An 18,186-nucleotide genomic window follows, 5' to 3' on the forward strand; every position below is an offset into this window, starting at 1 on the left:
TCAATTATGAACAAGACTGTTTTATCAATTATACTCGGAGTACTTATTTTGGTGGGAGGATTAATTTTCTCATTTGAGAGAAAAGGAACTTTCACACAGAATAAAGATTATTCCTATCAGATCGAATCCACATGGGAACTTCCCAAAATTTTGTCTGAAATTTCAGGAATAGAATGGATTGACGAAAATAAAATTGCGGGAATTCAGGATGAAGATGGGATCCTATTTATCTATAATTTAAAAACATCCAAGATTGAGAAGAAAATAGAATTTGCTGACAAAGGAGATTATGAAGGTCTAGCAATACATGAAAAAAATGCATACGCGTTGAGAAGTGATGGTACTATTTTCGAAATTCTCAATTTTATGGAGAATCATCCAAATATCTCAAAGTTTGAAACTTTCCTAACTGCTTCTAATAATGTCGAAGGACTTTGTCTGGATCTAGCTCATCATCAGCTTTTACTAGCCATTAAAGATAGAGAATCAGGTAGTGATGATTATAAAGGGGTATATTCCTTTAATTTAAAAACTAAAGAATTAAATAAAAACCCCTTTATTAAACTTGATATGAAGGATAAGTTACTGGAAAATTCTAGCAATAATATAAGTAAAAGATTGAGACCTTCAGACATTGAGATTCACCCTATAACCGGTGAGATATATATTTTAGACGCTAAAGATCCCAAGCTGCTCATATTAGATAAGAACAGAAAATTTAAAAAATTATACGCTTTAGATGAAGATAAATTTAATCAACCGGAAGGTCTTACATTTACTCCTACCGGCAGACTCTTCATATCGAATGAGGCAGGGAGTAACCCAGCCAACATTCTAGAGGTTATTTTAAAGAAAAATTAATATATGAATACTGCATCTCTCGAAAATGCTTCAGTTAAAAAAAGCAAAGCGCCATTATATATTTCCATAAGCATTATTGCACTGATAATTGGCTCTTATTTTTTGATTCCCAGCGTACAACAATTCTTAAATGAGAGCTGGAGCGTACTTACTAGCAATAATAATGAACGTATCAAAAACTGGGTAGATGGTTTTGGTTGGTTTGGCCCTTTGCTCTTAGTATTATGTATGGTAGCGCAAATGTTCCTTCTAGTGATTCCGTCCGTTGCGCTTATGGTTGTTTCGATTTTGGCCTACGGTCCGGTTTGGGGTAGTTTAATTGTACTGGTTTCCATATTTACCGCCTCCTCTACAGGTTATTGGATTGGTCGATATTTTGGACCTGGGATTGTAGAGAAATTAATTGGTCATAAATCTGAAAAAAAGATCGCCAATTTTTTGGAAGATTATGGTTTTTGGGCAGTAATCGTTACACGTTTAAACCCTTTTCTTTCAAATGATGCGATAAGTTTTGTTGGGGGAATTCTTAAAATGGGATATTGGCGCTTTATTTTTGCTACTATAGTTGGGATTGCACCTTTAACACTATTTATAGCTGTAATAGGCAAAAGTACCGATTCTTTAAAAAACGGATTATTATGGGGATCGTTGGTTAGTTTGGTAATTTTCGGACTATATGTTTACTGGGATAAATGTAAAAGAAATTAAATTTAAAATTCCAACAGTAAGGATAAATGACTTTCAAGGCTCAAATAAAAATAACTCTCTTCTTATTTTTTTTTCTTACGAGCAATAATCTTGCATTTACACAAAATACGCAATCTTACTTTTTTGAAAATGAATTCGAGGTTTCTCTCACTTTAGTAAACAGATGGTCTATGAATTTTGGAGTAGGTAGTCGCAGTATGCTCGAAGAAAGATTTGATGGTGAAAGAATATTTGGGTATCAACATGAGCACCTCGAGTTGAATCATTTTACGAATTATCAAACCAATGAATCACTGCTTTTAAGTCTAGGACTGCGATATAGATTTAAAGAAATCTTCAATCCTATTGAAACAAATGAAATCAGAATTATTGAGCAAATAAAATTTGTGCCTATAAATTCATCTCTCTTCCATAGATTACGCCTCGAACAGAGATTTAGAAAAAATACAATACATCGTCTAAGATATGATATATCATATTGGTTTCCTCTAGACCAAAATTTCTCTTTAACATTAGGAACGGAAGCTTTATATGCTATTTCTTCCCAACTAAAACCAGAGGCCGAACAAAGATTCTCAATTGATCTAGAAATTTCTGCTTTGAAAGATTTAGAACTTGAGCTTGGTTTCGAATATAGGATAGAAAACTATTCTCAAGATCTGGAACATGAGTATTTTATACTAACTGGGATGAGTCTGAATCTGAACTAAATTTGATTAAATAAATAGTAATTTGATCCTTTAAAAGTTAAAATTTAGTTAAAGGTGTCCAATTCGTGGACACTCCCATCGGCTATGCTTGGAAAGTCCAATAATAGAGGCACGAGCAAATTTTAAAGCACTCCCGCCTCGAGTACTTAAAAACCCTGATAATCATTTAATTATCGGGGTTTTATTTTTTCCTGATTTCCTTGGGCTATTCACAACACCTAAATCAATCATTTTTCTACCAATCCAGATCACTCTATCTTTATGTAGCTGAATGTTCTCTTCAGAAATACACCACATCAACATTATAACCTTCAATAAGATCGTTAAAAACGTTACAAAATTAACTCAACCATAAGATTTACGAAACTGTAACATATCCAGGTTTTAAAAATTCCTTTACTCTAGTATGAATTTAGATCTTATCAAGTAAAATTGGTTTAGATCAAAATGAGATTATTTATTATACAACGCTAAAAAAAGCAAGTAAAAAATTCAAACTAATCTAAAAAGAAGTTGTGAATTCATACCACATATGTAAAGGCAAATGCCAGCTACAAGATAGTTCTTGCAGCACAAATTACTATTTTAATAAACCTAGAAACTTGGCCTTCTCAGCAACCAAACTCTACGAAGATACATGTGCGAATTTCACTTTAATGACTTCGGACTACCAAAAAAAGAATGCATGATCTAATGGAAATAAACAACATTTGACACTATAAATATTTAAAGACATCATACACAGTCATTTATAGATTATTATTTAGAATTATTATAAATAGTTAGGTTATTTGGGTTCATAAATATAAATTTGACCAAAAATATTATTTATAATTAGTCTAAATAAAAACAAATGAAACAACTATTACTTCTTTGCATAATGTTAACCGGCAGCTTGATGCTTTCACAAAATTCTCAGGTTTACGGAATAGTTAACGATGCAAATATGCATCCCCTTTCTAGCGTAACCGTTCTATTAAAAGGTCTGAATAAAGGCACCCTGTCTAACAATAAAGGAGAATTCTATTTTTATGATCTTAAAGACGGAAACTATACCCTAACTATTTCCTATATAGGTTTTAAAACCAAAGAAATTTCTTTTTCCATTACCAACAATGAAGATCTAAATTTAAAACCAATAGTTATCTATGAAGGCAGCGAGATCTTGAATGAGGTGATCATACAGGGAGAACGCACTAACAAATTCTCTAGAAAGAAAACCGCTTATGTGGCTAAATTACCTCTAAAAGATATAGAGAACACTCAGGTTTATAGCACTATTACAACAGAACTCTTAAAATCTCAACTAACAACAAATTTTGATGATGCTTTAAAAAATGCTACAGGGGTAGAACAATTATGGGCATCTACCGGTCGAGGTGGTGATGGAGCTGGCTATTATTCACTACGTGGATTTTCTGTGCAGCCTCAATTGGTTAATGGATTGCCTGGATTAACGAATGGAACCATTAATCCTGCGAATATTGAGCGAATTGAAGTCTTAAAAGGCCCTTCTGCTACCTTATTTGGTAACGCTGTAAGTTCTTACGGAGGACTTATAAATGTAGTTACCAAAAAACCGTATATAGGAACTGGCGGAGAGTTATCCTTTTCTACCGGATCATACGGGCTTAATCAAATCATTGGTGATTATAATACCGCATTAAGCAAAAAAGACGATCTCTATTTTAGAATAAATACCGCTTATACTACAGAACAAAGTTTTCAGGACGCAGGATTTAGAAAATCTTTCTTCGTAGCACCTTCTCTGTCTTATAAAGTAAATAACAAACTTTCATTTTCTTTCTATTCAGAAATCACACAGGCAGAACAAACCAATCCTACATTTTTATTCTTGAACAGATCTGCACCATCTGAGGCTAAAAATCTTGAAGAACTCAACTACAACAATAAATTATCTTTTACGAGTAATGATCTCACCTTAGAAAATCCCAATCAGAACTATAGAGTGGAGATGGATTATAAAATTTCAGATTCTTGGCAGTCTCAAACTCTGGTGTCAAAAAGTGCAACTTCTACCAACGGTTATTATTCCTATTTATTTGAATACGGAATTTTACCCAACAACACATTTACCAGATATATAAACAAACAAAACTCCAATACTCAAACCACCGATATTCAGCAAAATTTTATTGGCGATTTTAAGATTGAAAACTTAAGAAATAGAGTGGTTATTGGATTAGATTACTTTACTGCTACTACCACAGATAATAGTACGGGTTATGCTTTTTATGGCAACATTACTCCACAAGGTGGGGCCAATGGAGATAATCCATTTACAGAGAATGTGGAAGGGGATCTTTATCAGCTTTCCACCTCAGCTGTAGACGCTGTGCTAGCTTCTCAACCTTTAGGGAATAACAAATCTAGATATCATATCTATAGTTTATATGCTTCTGATGTTTTAAGTATTACCGATAATTTCTCTGCGATGTTAGGCTTAAGATTAGATAGGTTTGATAATGAAGGGGATGTTAATACAGAAGAAGACAACTATCAGCAAAATACGCTATCTCCTAAATTCGGACTGCTTTATCAGCCAATAAAAGATAAACTTTCGGTGTTTGGAAACTATCAAAATGGTTTCAATAATATAGCTCCAAAACTGGTTGGAAATCCCGAAGATGGCGCACAACAACTTAAAACCTTCAAGCCTGAAAGAGCCAATCAGACGGAAATTGGAATAAAGACTAACTTTTTTCAAAATAGATTCAATTTAACAGCAAGTTATTATAACATTCAGGTTAAAGATAGAGTGATACAAGATCCAGACTCTCCTTTTAATAGCATTCAGGGTGGGGAAATAGAAAGTAAAGGTTTTGAGATCGAAATAAACACCAATCCGTTACGAGGATTAAATATAAGAGCAGGTTACAGCTATAATGAAAGTGAAACCACCAAAACAGACGATCCTTTAATTCTGAATAAAAGGCCTTTAGAAGCCGGTCCCAAAACCTTATATAATTTTTGGGCAGATTATCAATTTAACGGCGTGTTAGATGGATTTGGATCTGGATTAGGTTTTAACGGAGCCAGTGAGCGTTTTGTTAAGAATTATACTACTACCGGGAACTTTATTTTACCTAGTTATTTTGTAGCAAATGCTTCGGTTTACTATAAAAATGACCACTACAGAATAGGATTAAAACTGAATAATGTTCTTAATAAAGAATACTATAAAGGGTGGTCTACCATCAATCCGCAAACTCCAAGAGCATTAATTGCCAACATTTCATACACTTTTTAATTAGCCAAACCTAGAAGAGTAATTTTTAGGAATTACTCTTCTTTTAATATATTATTATGAATTTTAAGAAGATCGTTTTTCAGGCACATAAGATAATAGGCTTAGTTACAGGTATTATAATTTTTGTTGTTGCCATTACCGGTTGCTGTTGGGTTTTTAAAGAAGAGATTGAATCCCTAACTAGCAAAGAGATCTATATTGAACCTCAAAGTACTGCAATCTTAACTCCTTCTGAAGTAAAAACTATTGCAGAAGATGTATTTCCAGAAAACACCATTCATGGTGCTATTTATGGAAAAACCAATGAAAACATTGAAGTAGTATTTTACGACTTGGAGCCAGAATTTTATAAGAGTGTGTTCATAGCTCCGTACACCGGAGAGATTCTAAAAATTAATGATCATTTCTCAGGATTTTTTGCTTTCGTTCTTAAAGGTCATACCAGATTATGGTTACCCGCTTGGTTGGGAGAAGAGATCATTGCTATCTCTGTGTTATTATTTGTTATTATCATGATCTCAGGATTTATTCTATGGTTACCTAAGAAAACTAAAAATTTAAAGCACAGATTAAAATTTAATTGGAAAAAGACCACGAGATGGAAAAGAAAGAATTTTGATCTACATTCTATTGTTGGTTTTTACAGCATTCCGCTAGCCATTATATTAGCCTTTACCGGACTTGTAATGTCTTATGATTGGTTTCAAAAATCTGTGTATGTAACTATTGGCGGAGAGAAAAATCCAACCTTTTTAATTCCGGAAAATATGAATAGTCCAGAAAATATTAGTGCGTCCACGTTACCAATTGATCTTTTATTACCAAAGCTTAAAAATGAAAATCCTAAAGCAAAAAGTTTCGAAATACATTACCCTTATAATGCATCAGAATCTATATATGTAGAAGTTACTAATACAGATGGTATCTATTACGATTCAGATTTTTTATTCTTTGATCAAAACTCCCTGGAAGAAATAAAATCTCCATCAATTTATGGCAGGTATGAAGATGCTAAAATTGCAGATAAAATTCTAAGAATGAATTATGATATCCACATTGGTGCTATTGGTGGTATTGCTGGTAAGATCTTAGCATTTTTGATAAGTTTAACCATTGCAAGTTTACCTGTAACCGGGATACTACTATGGTATGGAAGAAATTACAAAAAAAAGAAGAGATCAACTAAAAGTAAACCTATGCTATAATATCAAGATATAGGCATTTGCGAATATTATAACAATGAACGGAAATATTTATCGCTTATTCATAATACTCATATGCGTCTATTATATCTAAGTAGACACCATCAAAACCACACTTTATAATTTTATCTGTATAAGAAGATTCTGCTCCATAAATTATGTTCTGCCAGTCTTTGTTCCAATATTTCACCTTGTAATTGCCTTCCCATTCCGGATTTTCATTACTCAACCAATCCGGAGTATTTTTTTTCCAAGTACTATCCCAATAATATCGGTAAGACTCGGCTTCACCAATAGACATATAAGAAATCACTAATCTACTCCCACCGTTTTGTTTGGTCTTTAATTGCTGAACATCTTCTTTCGTGAAAATCTCTTCATTATAATACGCATCTAATATTAGAAGATCATAATTTGTTTTGGAGAGTGCTGTTAGCAGCTGATTTTTAGTGCTAAATCGGTCATAATTCAACAGATATAAAAAATTCTTAGCCATCTTTAAGGAGGTGATATTCGAAGAATTTTCATTATTAAGAGTAGTATTTGTATCTGGAATCTTATCTAACTCTCTACTTGGTGCAGCAAAGGATATATAATTACTATCATTATTTTCAGCATAAGATTTAATTACCTTCGAGGAAGTCCAGCAATAATCTACCACCAATATCTTTTTATTTTCAGCATAAGAAATATCCAGCAAACTTTTAAGCTCCTTAGTTACATCAACCGGAGTACGCTTATCATCGTCTTCATAACCATACAAAAGATCTTCTTGTGCATTGGCGTCTATAGCCTGAAGATAAGTCGTAGCTCTAGGATCTTCCGGCTCTCCATTGCTGGTAATAAGTGCTATTCCATTTTGAGGAATAATCATAAAATTAGGAGCCAAACTATGAGAATAAGTACTAATATCAATTACGAAATCTCTCATTTCCTGACGGAAATCTAGATCTTCCAGTGGCATTTCAGGGTCGTTGCTAGAACATCCAAGATTAATAGTTAACAACAGGGCTAAGAAAATCATGAAAAAGCATTTCATAAATAAGGTTCTCTGTCAATTAGATGCATAAAAACCATTCAAAATTACGCTTTTAAGGAATTGCTTCTTTAAAAAATGATTATATTTTTGTAGGAATTGTATCTTCGAAGAATCTTACTAAAAACCTATGGGGAAGGAAGCAGTGATGTTGGTATTGGAGGGAACATATCCTTATAACGGGGGTGGAGTTTCTACTTGGGCACATTTATTATGTAGTAAGGTGCAAAACGTAAATTTCAAATTGTATTCTATAAATGCAAATTTTGAAAATAAGCCTAAATATGATCTAAGTCCGAATATCACGGAAGTGATTCAGGTTCCTTTATGGACCCCAGATGAGCCTTATGATTATATTAGTTACGGTGATGAATATTATAAAACCGTGGGAAAGAAAGAATGGACTACTACTGCCGTTGTAGAAAAGAATTTTGTTCCATTATTCTCTAAGCTTCTGAACCTAATTTATGATGAAAATGTAGATGTTAAAGACCTAGATGAGGTTTTTAGAGCGTTATGGTTGTATTTTGAAGACTATGACTATAAAGAGACCATGAGAAGTGAGCCGGTTTGGAAGGCCTACAGAGAGGCGATCTCTAAAAATATCGTAAGAGACTATAGCCCGGATGCAGCCTTAATAGATATTACTATTGGTTTACGATGGATCTATAGATTTCTAATTCCATTGGCCATTACCGACGTTCCAAAATGTGCTATTGCGCACCTAACTCTCTCCGGTTTCCCAGTTATTCCGGCTTTGATTGCACATTATAAATACGGTACCAAGATAATGCTTACAGAGCACGGCGTATTTATTAGAGAGCGTCTATTGGCGCTTAATAATTCTGAATATCCGTTCTTTTTAAAACGACTTTTAATACAATTCTCTGAAGCCATAGCAAAATTGGCTTATTACAAATCTGATGCGATTGTTTCTGTAAATCAATTCAATATAAAATGGGAAAAGATGTATGGGGCAGATCCTAAAAAGATATCTATAATTTATAATGGAATAGATTCTGAAAAATTCAAGCCTAAACCTAAACCTCAACATCTTCAGAAGATACCAACCGTAGTGGCTGCTGCAAGGATCTTTGAATTAAAAGATGTATTAACCATGATACGATCTTGCGCAGTTGTAAAGAAAGAAATTCCAGAAATACTATACCTAGTTTATGGTGACGATAAAGCAGTTCCAGAGTACACTCAAACCTGTTTAGAACTTATTGAAGAATTAGGAGTAGAGGAAAACTTTAGATTTATGGGACCTAGAAATGATTCTCATGAGATTTTCCCGGAGGGAGATCTATCTATCCTAACATCTATATCAGAAGGTTTCCCGTATACTGTAATAGAAAGTATGAGTTGTGGTGTTCCTGTAGTCTCTACAGATGTGGGTGGTGTAAAAGAGGCACTAGATGAAAACAGCGGATATTTATGCAAACCTAAAAATGCAGAAGAGATTGGATTACGCATTATAGAATTATTGCAGGATAATGAGAAACGCTTAAATATGGCTAAACATGCCAGACAGCGGGTTTTGGACAATTTTACCATCTCAAAGTTCATACAACAATATGAAGATATTTACGAATCGCTTTTACAAGAGAATATAGTAGAGAGCAAATACATGGAGGTGGAATAAATGAGTCCGGATCAAATAAAAGCGGTAGCATCGCTAATTATACAGGTTAAAGAACGAAACGGTAAGCCCGTAAACCTAAATGTAATAATTGCCACTATAGAATCTTTAGGGATACGAGAAATCGATGCTCAAAATGATTATGGTTTTAAAAGTATCTCTCACCTTGCAGAGTACATTTACAAAACCTTTGGGCTTAGAGCCTATAATAATCTTAAGAACGATAAACAACGTATTGCAGAAGCTAAGAATTATAAGAAAATAGCAATAGCTTCTAACTTTTCTTCTCGAGCCTTAAAGCAATTTGTAGTTGAAAATGGCTCTGGTATAGCAAACTTTTTTCCTGTTTCAATTCAAGTGATATCTATTGTACTGTTTGGCATATCGCTCTGGACCTTTTCAAAATTTAATAACCTCCAATCTACCGCTGTAGTTTTAGGTGTAATAATTGGATTTATTGCAACAGGTGGGTTTGTTCAGGTTATTGGGAAACAGGTGTCCTATTACTGGTATAATGAAGATTTCTACATGGCCCGGCATTCGGTAATCAAGATCATAAAATATGGTACACAAACCATCTTTGCAATATTCCTGCTATCTGCAGTACTCAACTTTATAACCCCACTTTATTCTTTTAGTTTTGTTATAATTTGCTTTGCCTATGCTTTATTAATTGGGTTTCTCCTTTTAGTATTAGCTCCTCTATATGCGTTAAAGCAACGTTGGATGATCACGGTGAGTATTACCTTAGGAACTGCTTTGGCTTTAGCATTGCATTTTACTACCAACATACCTGTTTACATTATACACTGGAGCAGTATTCTTTTTGCAGCATTAATCTCTGTATTTTATCTGCAGTGGTTTTTAAAACATACACTAAAGAGGAAAATATCCCGGTCTATCGTAGAACCAAAGGTTACCCTGTCTATCTACAGGAATTTTAATTATTTTCTATATGGGATATTCTTTTTCCTTTTTATATTTATGGACAGGATCATAGCCTGGTCTTCTTCTACAAATCGTGAGATTCCCTATTTATTCTACTACGAAAAAGATTATGAGATTGGAATGGATCTAGCCATTCTATTCTTTTTCTTATTGGGGGGAGTTCTGGAATATAGCATCACATCGTTTAACAGACATTTAGATTATTATCAGCTTATTCACAGCTATTCTAAATTTAAGAAATTCAATTCTAAGATGATAGAATTATATTATAGAAATTTAAGATTGTTACTTATAACCACTGTAGGAGTTGCCATACTTTTATATCTTATTATGACGCAACCTTGGGGATACAGCGCCGGATTTGATGAAACCCTATCTGAGCTCAGTATTAAAGTAAGCATTTTAGGTAGTTTAGGATATATTTTCTTAACCATTGGTGTTCTTAACACCTTATATCTATATACTCTTAATCAAAATAGAAAACCCCTAATAGCTATAATTGCAGCACTAATAACCAACTTTACATTTGGTGTGCTTTGCAGCAGGTTGATATCTTATGAATATGCCGTAATTGGCATGATGTTAGGATCTTTAGTATTTATGATCGTTACATTTAGATACACCAAACGTTTTTTTAAAAATCTGGACTATTACTATTATGCAGCGTATTAAATTTATAATGATGTGCATTGTTTGCTTTTCCATATTTAGCTTTTCTAAGTGCAAGAATGATATTGAGAAAAAAGTTTTAGTAAACTATGGAGATTTTGATCCGGAAACTGTAAAAGGTTATGATTATCTAATCATAGAAAGTGCACATTTTTCTGCAGAAGATATTAAATTATTGAAAATGCACAACCAAAATGTGCTGGCTTACGTAAGCTTTGGGGAAGTGAATGAATCTGCCTCTCATTACAGCGATATTTCAAAATACACCTTGTCTAAAAATGAGGTTTGGAACAGCTACGTTTTAGATTTAGCTAATAAAAATACGAGACAAGCAGTGTTTAAAATTGTGAAGAACAATATTGAAAAAAAAGGTTTTGACGGTCTGTTTTTAGACAATATAGATAATTATACTTCATTTGGGCCAACCCCTTACAAACTAGCTGCTTTGGTTAGTTTTTTAAAAGAGATCAAAGAAAAATATCCAACAACTCACCTCATGCAAAATGCGGGACTTGAGGTTTTGCCTAAAACAAAAGATCTAATAAACTCTATTGCTGTAGAATCTATAGCAACAGATTATAATTTTGAAACTTCTACTTATAAACTAAGAGAAAGCAAAGACTTTAAAGAAAGATTAGATCACCTTAATATGACAAGTCAGCAATTTGGATTGCCTACCATAGTAATTGAATACGCAGATACTAGAGATCTGGCCAAAGAAGTACTTAAACGTATGAGTAGCTACAAGACAAACCTTTTTATAGGTGAAATAGAACTTCAAAACATTCCGCGTTATGAACCATGATATCCTATTTTGGTTTAGCGCTACGTTGCTGGGTCCATTAAGAATTTTCCTTTTTTTCCTGATCTTCTATGTTTTCTATAGACTATCTGCTGTAAAACTACCAGAACAAACAGGTATAGAATTCTTTGTTCCCAGGCTAATCATGCTTCTATCTGTTGCCATTATTGGAAGTTTGTTCTTAACACAGATAAATGGTTTTGACACCATGCTCATTTTAATGATCACTTCGCTCTTTTTTATGCTGAGTTTTCTAAATCTTAAAAAAGGTAAACCCCTAAAAAAACAGCTTCAAAAGGTTTATAGCAGATTTATAATTTATGTAGTGAAACGGTTTGAGAATAATAGGGCTTTGGTAGAAAGTAAGAATTTTCAAAAAAGAAAGCCTGAAAGTAAAGATTCTAAGAATATCAAATTCTGGCAAATAGGTATCGCCACTTTTATATTCGCAGCGATCTTAGTGAGCAAGTATTATTTCTTAAAATATGATAATTATTTATTGAGTTCTTCTTGGTATGAAGATCTAGATAAAATGAAGGCCATTGCAGATCAAACCTGGTTTAGCATTGTTACAGATTCTATGGGTAGCTATGCTATAATCTCTCTTTACGCTAAAATTACAGGCTTAAGTGATATGTTGGCGCTTAGCAATTCTGGATTTATCGAGTCTGCGCTGTTGGCAGTAATTATATATTGGGCGCTTTATAAAATTACTCACAAACACGGGCCTGGATTACTTTCTGCACTTGTTTTTGGGTTTGGTTACTCCATTATTCCTTTAAATATAGATTCATTATTGCAGCATAAAACGGTATTCCTTTCTATGTCTCTTGCGTTGCCGTTAATGATCTTTAATATGTATCCTACAAGTTTCAGACAGAAAAAAAGGATGTTCTTTAATTGGAGTCTTGTATGTATTTTGGCGTTGAGTTTTTTAAACTTATTTATTGCGCTAGGGATCTTGTTACCATTTTTTATTATCTGTTACCTTATCAATCCTTCAGAAAAAAGAGCCTATAATAAAGAATCTATACAGGCCTATTTCTTAAGTGCTTTAATTATGGCTGGCATCTATGCTATCGCATCTTTTTTTCTAGAAAGAAATTTTATAGATGTCTTTATGTCTAAGCTGGCATCTTATGATTATTATACATATACCCCAAACCTTATTATTCCTTTTTCTGAATTAGTTTGGTATTATCTTGGAGCGACACTTTTCTTAGGTTTAGTTTCAGCATATTTAATTTTTAAAAAATCAGAACGTTGGAGATCTATATCTACCATTCTTATCTTTGTGATCTTTTTATTGACTATATATACAGTAGAAGTTCCGTTTTTTGATGAAGACCTTTTGCTTCAGGTTATTTCTGTATTCCTGCCTATAGTATTAGGGCTCTTATTCTATTTGATATATCTGCCCGTGCGAGCCCTATTTAAAAAGGTGAGCATCTCAAATTCAGTTGAAATTAGCCTCGCAATGGTTCTTGCTTTTGGTATTTTTTATATGAGTAAAAATGATGCCAGCGCAACTCAAGGCGTTTTTAGCTCTAAAAGAGATGTGCTTCAAGCGTATTTTGAAATTGAGAACAATAGACTTCCCTATTCTTATGCAGTGGTTAATACTTCTAAAAATAGTCGTGTTAGCCGTGGAGGGCATTACTTTTTGAGTTATTCAGATTTTAATAGTGCCTATCTTCAAAAAGATGCGCTTTTCCATAAATATAAAGAACAGAAAGAATATTTAAAAACACATCCCGAAGTGATATTACCATCAAGTGTTTTTGTATTTGTTCCAAACAAGCGTAATGCACATGTTCCTGATGAGGTTTTTAAAAGTCTGCAAACTCTTAGAAAACGTGGAAGAGAAATGAAACCTATCTATATAGGAGAATCTATAAAAGTTTTTGAGATCGTGAATATTCCGAATTCTAGTAAAATAAATGATTTATTGCTGTGAGAATGATAAGAGGTTATAGAATAATCATTGTGTTAACTACGGTATTTTTCACATTTTTAAGTTGTGAGAAAGATGTAGAAAATGAAATTGTTTTTAGTAAAGAAACGGCAGAAGTAAGTTACGAGGCATATAGTGATGATCCTTTGGTAACATTTCTGGTAGACCCAAAAGAGTCTACTAGTATGGATTATAAGAATAATCTTCAAAAAACACTTAATTACTCTAAAATCCCATTTAGAGCCATTAGTCTGGAGAAATTTAATGCTGATCCAAATTTAGGAATTAACAATAAGGTAGTAGTAATTACTGAACCTCAGGAGCTAAGTGATAATGCTTATAATAAAATACTTCAATTTATAGATAATGGAGGAATGTTATTGCTACCAACTATTAGTGCCGGAGAAAAATTTGAGTTCTTAGCCGGAGTTCTGGCAAATACGAGTAGAATAACAAATACAGAAGCTAAAGGATATCTTTCCAAAGATGATATTCTCCCAGATTTCAAAAATAAAGCCTTTAAAATAGGAACCGTTCTTTATGGAATTTCTAGAGAGAATTTTTCTCCAAATATTAAAGTAATAGCTACCTCTAGTAATGATCTGGAGTATCCCGCTATTGTTCAAAACGATCTAGGAAACGGGAAAGTGATTTTAATGAACACTTCTCAAGCTTTTGAAAAACGAGATAGAGGTTTGTTATTTAGCATGCTCTTAAAAGGATTGGAGGGAATGCCTTATTCTGTAGCCAACACCAAAAGTATTTTTTTAGACGATTTTCCAGCACCACTTTATGATATGGCCATGGAACCGGTACATTCTGAAATGAATGTTACTCAAGCCCAATTTTATACAGACCATTGGTGGCCAGATATGGTGGAATTAGGAGAAGAAGAAGGTCTTGTTTATTCTGCTTACGTAAGTTTTGATTATCGCAATCTTACGGTACCTCCTTTTACTTTTGAAGAATGGGAACAATCTAAAAAACGGGTGGAGGGAAAAAGTCTTTCCGCGTCAGATTGGCTTATGAATAAGATTAAGAAATCTAAACACGAGTTGGCTTTCCACGGGTACAACCACGTTTCTCTCTTAAAGAACGATTGGCCTAGTTATGACTTTATGGTGCTGGGATTAAAAGCAGCAAAAAAGAGATGGGAACTAAAAACCTATGGAAAACTTCCAGTAACTTATGTTCCACCTTCAAACAATATAGATAGCTTAGGATTTGCAGCTCTGGCTAAAGTTTTTCCTTCCATTAAATATAACGCAAGTTTATATTTAGGCGATTTCAAAGAAGGTGGAAATAGAGAATATGATTTAGAACCTTATAATGATCATTTCTTCAATTTTCCACGAGTAACCAGTGGTTATGTTATGGATGTTGCTAATCAATACAATCAGCAAAATTTATATTTATACACCGGTATCTGGTCTCATTTTATCCATGCAGATGATATTTATCAAATTCCGGCAAACACCATAAATTACGAAGAGGTATACGAATTCAGGAATCAGGATAGATTAGGCTGGAAAATATCTGAGGATGGCTCTGAAGGATTATTTCCTCGCTTTAAGTCTTATATCCATCAAACCAAAAGATTATATCCATTAATGAGATTTTTTGCAGTTAAGGATGCTGCTAAGATTGCCCAAGATTGGAGAAAATCCACTTATACTTATAGCTTTAATAAAGATGAAGTAAAAGTGAAATTAAGCATGGAGCAGACAAACTGGTGGTTTGTTTATGTAAGTTCCAAAAATAGCGCTTTAATGGAACAATCTTTTAAAAAGCGATCTTATGAATTTAGTAAAACAGCATTTCATAAAGGTAGCCTCTACATGATAAAAACCCCTGCTGGAACTATAAGTGCTCCTCGAATTTTCGGTAAAAACAATAACTCTAACATCTCTTTAATAGAACAATATGAGCAATACCTCTCTTTAGAAGAACTACCAGTACAGGCCAATTCTTCAGAAAACATCAAACAACTTAAAGCTAGTATTAAAAATTCCAATGCTTATAATGAAAGTAATTGGACAGAACTGTTCCAATACTTAAGCTGGAATAATAGTCAGGCAGAGATCTGGCCTTTATTAAAAGAAAAATACGAGAATAGTAATAAAGGTCTTAGGTACATTTATTTAGCTGAAAAATTTGTAAAAGGTAGCGATTATCCGGATTTGCAAACTCGCAAATATTGGATGACGGAGAAAATAGCTATTTCTAATGACCCAAAAACCAAAATGGACTATATAGGATATTTTGGGGAGCAAGACGAGGTTAAATTAAGTGCGGCTGAATTAAAACAGTTAATTAAAGATGCAGATCCAGATAATAGAACCTCTTTTATAGAGATTTTAATTAAGCGCTATCCTAAAGAGGCTATGTCCATATTTAATGTGTCTGAACCTTGTGAAACTTATAAAAACTCGGGAGAGATCATAAGCTGGTTCTATGCCGATCATAACAATTTTGAAAAAGCGATAGCCTGGTCTAATTGTTCAAATTCTATAGATAAAGTAACCATAGACCAGTGGTATCTTAAAACAACAGATGTTGAGAAGATAAAAGCACGAGATTATACTTTATATATAAATTGGTTATTGATTAATGAACCATCTAAAGCTACAGCAGCGCTTATAGATATAGACCCGTGCAGTCCTAACTATAAATCTATCGCATTAGATATTGCATACGCCTTCGGAAACCAGGGGAGTTATCGTAAGGCTATTGAATGGAGCAATTGTACTACAGAATTTCCGGTGCTTACTAAATTGTTCTGGCACGCACAATTGAAGCAAACTCAAGAAATAGAGGCGCTTTATGCCAATACAAAACCTTCAAATGAAAAATTTGATGAAATTCAAGCTTTTTTAGTTTCTTACTATATTTCCGAAAAGAATTACAAAAAAGCCTGGACGCTTACTAATACCATGGCAGCATCAGCCAAAAAAGAGGAGCTTAGAACACAATTCAATAAAGACGTGCTTTATCTAGATCGCAGTCTTCAAAAAGAACTTCTACTAGAAACACCAGAACTATTTGATGCACCTATTGCAGCATCTATAAGAAAGAAAATAAGAATAACAGAAAGCGATTTTATTCAGTTAAATGGAATTATGGTGGCAGATAGGTTAGATCCTAACTATTATGAAGCCAAGCTGGGTTACGGACTTCGAGATCGTAAATACAATACACACATCTTTAGCGCAGTAAAAAATCAGGCATACAGAGTGCCTGTGGTTAATGTTGATAAAGAAAATATAGACAGAGGTTTATATGGGTTGGATTATCAATTTCAAACTGCTATAAAACCAGGAAAATTTAATTATTCCGGAGGTGCGAGGTTGGAATTTGACACTGCAGACAATGTATATTATCACTTACGAGCTGGAGCTTCTATAAGTCATGACAGCCTTTATAGCTCTGCAGCAGCATTTAGAAGGCCAGCATTAACTGGTGGGGCTTATGGATTAAAAATTTACCAAACTCAACTTAACATATACGAAGAACTAAGGATCAATAAGATCTTTAGGTCTACCTTATATTTAGAAGGAAATCATTATGATGATGATGGCACTGTAGATGCTACAGCAGCTTTGGCTTTTTACGGGAAGGTATACCAAAATGGAAGGTCTTCAATATCAGGTTTTACAGAAATTGCCGGTTTGTTAGGTAATAACGATAAAAGCAGCGGTTATCCATATTGGACATTAGAGGAAAGGCTATATGGAGGTATTGGTGCAGGATATTCTTTTAATATTCCTAAAAAAGACATTAATATAACATTAGATGCAGCTTACTTTCTAGACACTTTTTCTGATAACTTTCAGCGGTACCGAGGAAGTTTCAGCTACCCTTTTTATGATAAGCTCTATTTTAGCGGTAATCTGGAATTCTACACCTTGAAGAACTTTTATTCTAATAATTTTGGAATAGGGCTTAAATATTATTTAGATTAAGAGAACGCATAAAGTATGAACAGAATAGATCTACCATACCATCTAATAATTCCTGCTCTTATTGCTGTATTTGCCCTTCTTGCTATATCCTACAAAAGAAAGAGCATGTTCTTTAGTGGAAAGCGCAAGTGGTTATGGATTGGTTTAACCGTGTTCTTTAGTTTCTATTTAATAATAGTTGGTGCAGCCGCATATTCTGATATTTCGTTGAAACTCACTTTGCTTGAATTTGATTTGAATGGGGATAATTTTTTTAGCGGGACTGAAATTACACCTCAGCAAAAGATCGCTATGCAAAAGGTAAGTTCTGATACCGCAAGAAACTTTTCTGTTATTACCGGTTTTATTATTTCAGGAATTTTGGCTTTTGTAGTATTTCTAATTGGTAAAACCTCTGAAAGATTATAGAAAAAAAGAACAA

The 18,186-nt window shown here is 33.5% G+C and carries 12 protein-coding genes; 11 read left to right on the plus strand and 1 reads right to left on the minus strand.

Annotated elements, in window-relative coordinates:
- Positions 1-6 precede the first annotated feature (6 nt).
- The 5 genes from BLT84_RS03075 to BLT84_RS03095 all read left to right on the plus strand — a co-directional run bounded on the left by BLT84_RS03075 (position 7) and on the right by BLT84_RS03095 (position 6,755).
- Positions 7-861: an SdiA-regulated domain-containing protein gene (locus tag BLT84_RS03075; protein WP_091262801.1), complete on the plus strand. Its 855-nt coding sequence runs from the start codon at positions 7-9 to the stop codon at positions 859-861.
- Between the two features lie 3 nt (positions 862-864).
- Positions 865-1,569: a TVP38/TMEM64 family protein gene (locus tag BLT84_RS03080; protein ID WP_091262803.1), complete on the plus strand. Its 705-nt coding sequence runs from the start codon at positions 865-867 to the stop codon at positions 1,567-1,569.
- Between the two features lie 26 nt (positions 1,570-1,595).
- Positions 1,596-2,279: a DUF2490 domain-containing protein gene (locus tag BLT84_RS03085; RefSeq protein WP_091262805.1), complete on the plus strand. Its 684-nt coding sequence runs from the start codon at positions 1,596-1,598 to the stop codon at positions 2,277-2,279.
- 853 nt (positions 2,280-3,132) lie between these two features.
- Complete coding sequence (locus BLT84_RS03090; protein WP_091262808.1) at positions 3,133-5,550, plus strand: TonB-dependent receptor; 2,418 nt, start codon at positions 3,133-3,135, stop codon at positions 5,548-5,550.
- 56 nt (positions 5,551-5,606) lie between these two features.
- Positions 5,607-6,755, plus strand: coding sequence for a PepSY-associated TM helix domain-containing protein (locus tag BLT84_RS03095; RefSeq protein WP_091262810.1), 1,149 nt, complete (start codon positions 5,607-5,609; stop codon positions 6,753-6,755).
- Positions 6,756-6,810: 55 nt separating this feature from the next.
- On the opposite strand, the gene BLT84_RS03100 is transcribed toward BLT84_RS03095, so the two are convergent.
- Entirely contained in the window at positions 6,811-7,776 is a 966-nt protein-coding gene (locus BLT84_RS03100) for an endo alpha-1,4 polygalactosaminidase (RefSeq protein ID WP_231929443.1), read from the minus strand.
- 142 nt (positions 7,777-7,918) lie between these two features.
- Here BLT84_RS03100 and pelF point away from each other — a divergent pair, with 142 nt between their 5' ends.
- From pelF to BLT84_RS03130, 6 genes are read left to right on the plus strand one after another with little or no spacing between them, the layout of a single operon-like run.
- Positions 7,919-9,433 carry a GT4 family glycosyltransferase PelF gene (pelF, locus tag BLT84_RS03105; RefSeq protein WP_091262815.1) on the plus strand — a complete coding sequence of 505 codons (1,515 nt, stop codon included), beginning with the start codon at positions 7,919-7,921 and terminating at the stop codon, positions 9,431-9,433.
- Complete coding sequence (pelG, locus tag BLT84_RS03110) at positions 9,434-11,050, plus strand: exopolysaccharide Pel transporter PelG (RefSeq protein WP_091262817.1); 1,617 nt, start codon at positions 9,434-9,436, stop codon at positions 11,048-11,050.
- Positions 11,037-11,852 carry an endo alpha-1,4 polygalactosaminidase gene (locus tag BLT84_RS03115; protein WP_091262819.1) on the plus strand — a complete coding sequence of 272 codons (816 nt, stop codon included), beginning with the start codon at positions 11,037-11,039 and terminating at the stop codon, positions 11,850-11,852. Before pelG ends, BLT84_RS03115 begins: the two co-directional genes overlap by 14 nt.
- Positions 11,842-13,806 (plus strand): hypothetical protein, encoded by a 1,965-nt coding sequence (locus BLT84_RS03120; protein WP_091262821.1) that lies wholly within the window; start codon positions 11,842-11,844, stop codon positions 13,804-13,806. The genes BLT84_RS03115 and BLT84_RS03120 overlap by 11 nt, the downstream gene beginning before the upstream one ends.
- A gap of 2 nt (positions 13,807-13,808) precedes the next feature.
- Positions 13,809-17,765 carry a DUF2194 domain-containing protein gene (locus BLT84_RS03125; RefSeq protein WP_091262822.1) on the plus strand — a complete coding sequence of 1,319 codons (3,957 nt, stop codon included), beginning with the start codon at positions 13,809-13,811 and terminating at the stop codon, positions 17,763-17,765.
- Positions 17,766-17,780: 15 nt separating this feature from the next.
- Complete coding sequence (locus BLT84_RS03130; protein ID WP_091262824.1) at positions 17,781-18,173, plus strand: hypothetical protein; 393 nt, start codon at positions 17,781-17,783, stop codon at positions 18,171-18,173.
- The last annotated feature ends 13 nt before the right edge of the window (positions 18,174-18,186 follow it).

Source organism: Gillisia sp. Hel1_33_143 (assembly GCF_900104765.1).
Classification (GTDB): Bacteria; Bacteroidota; Bacteroidia; order Flavobacteriales; family Flavobacteriaceae; genus Gillisia.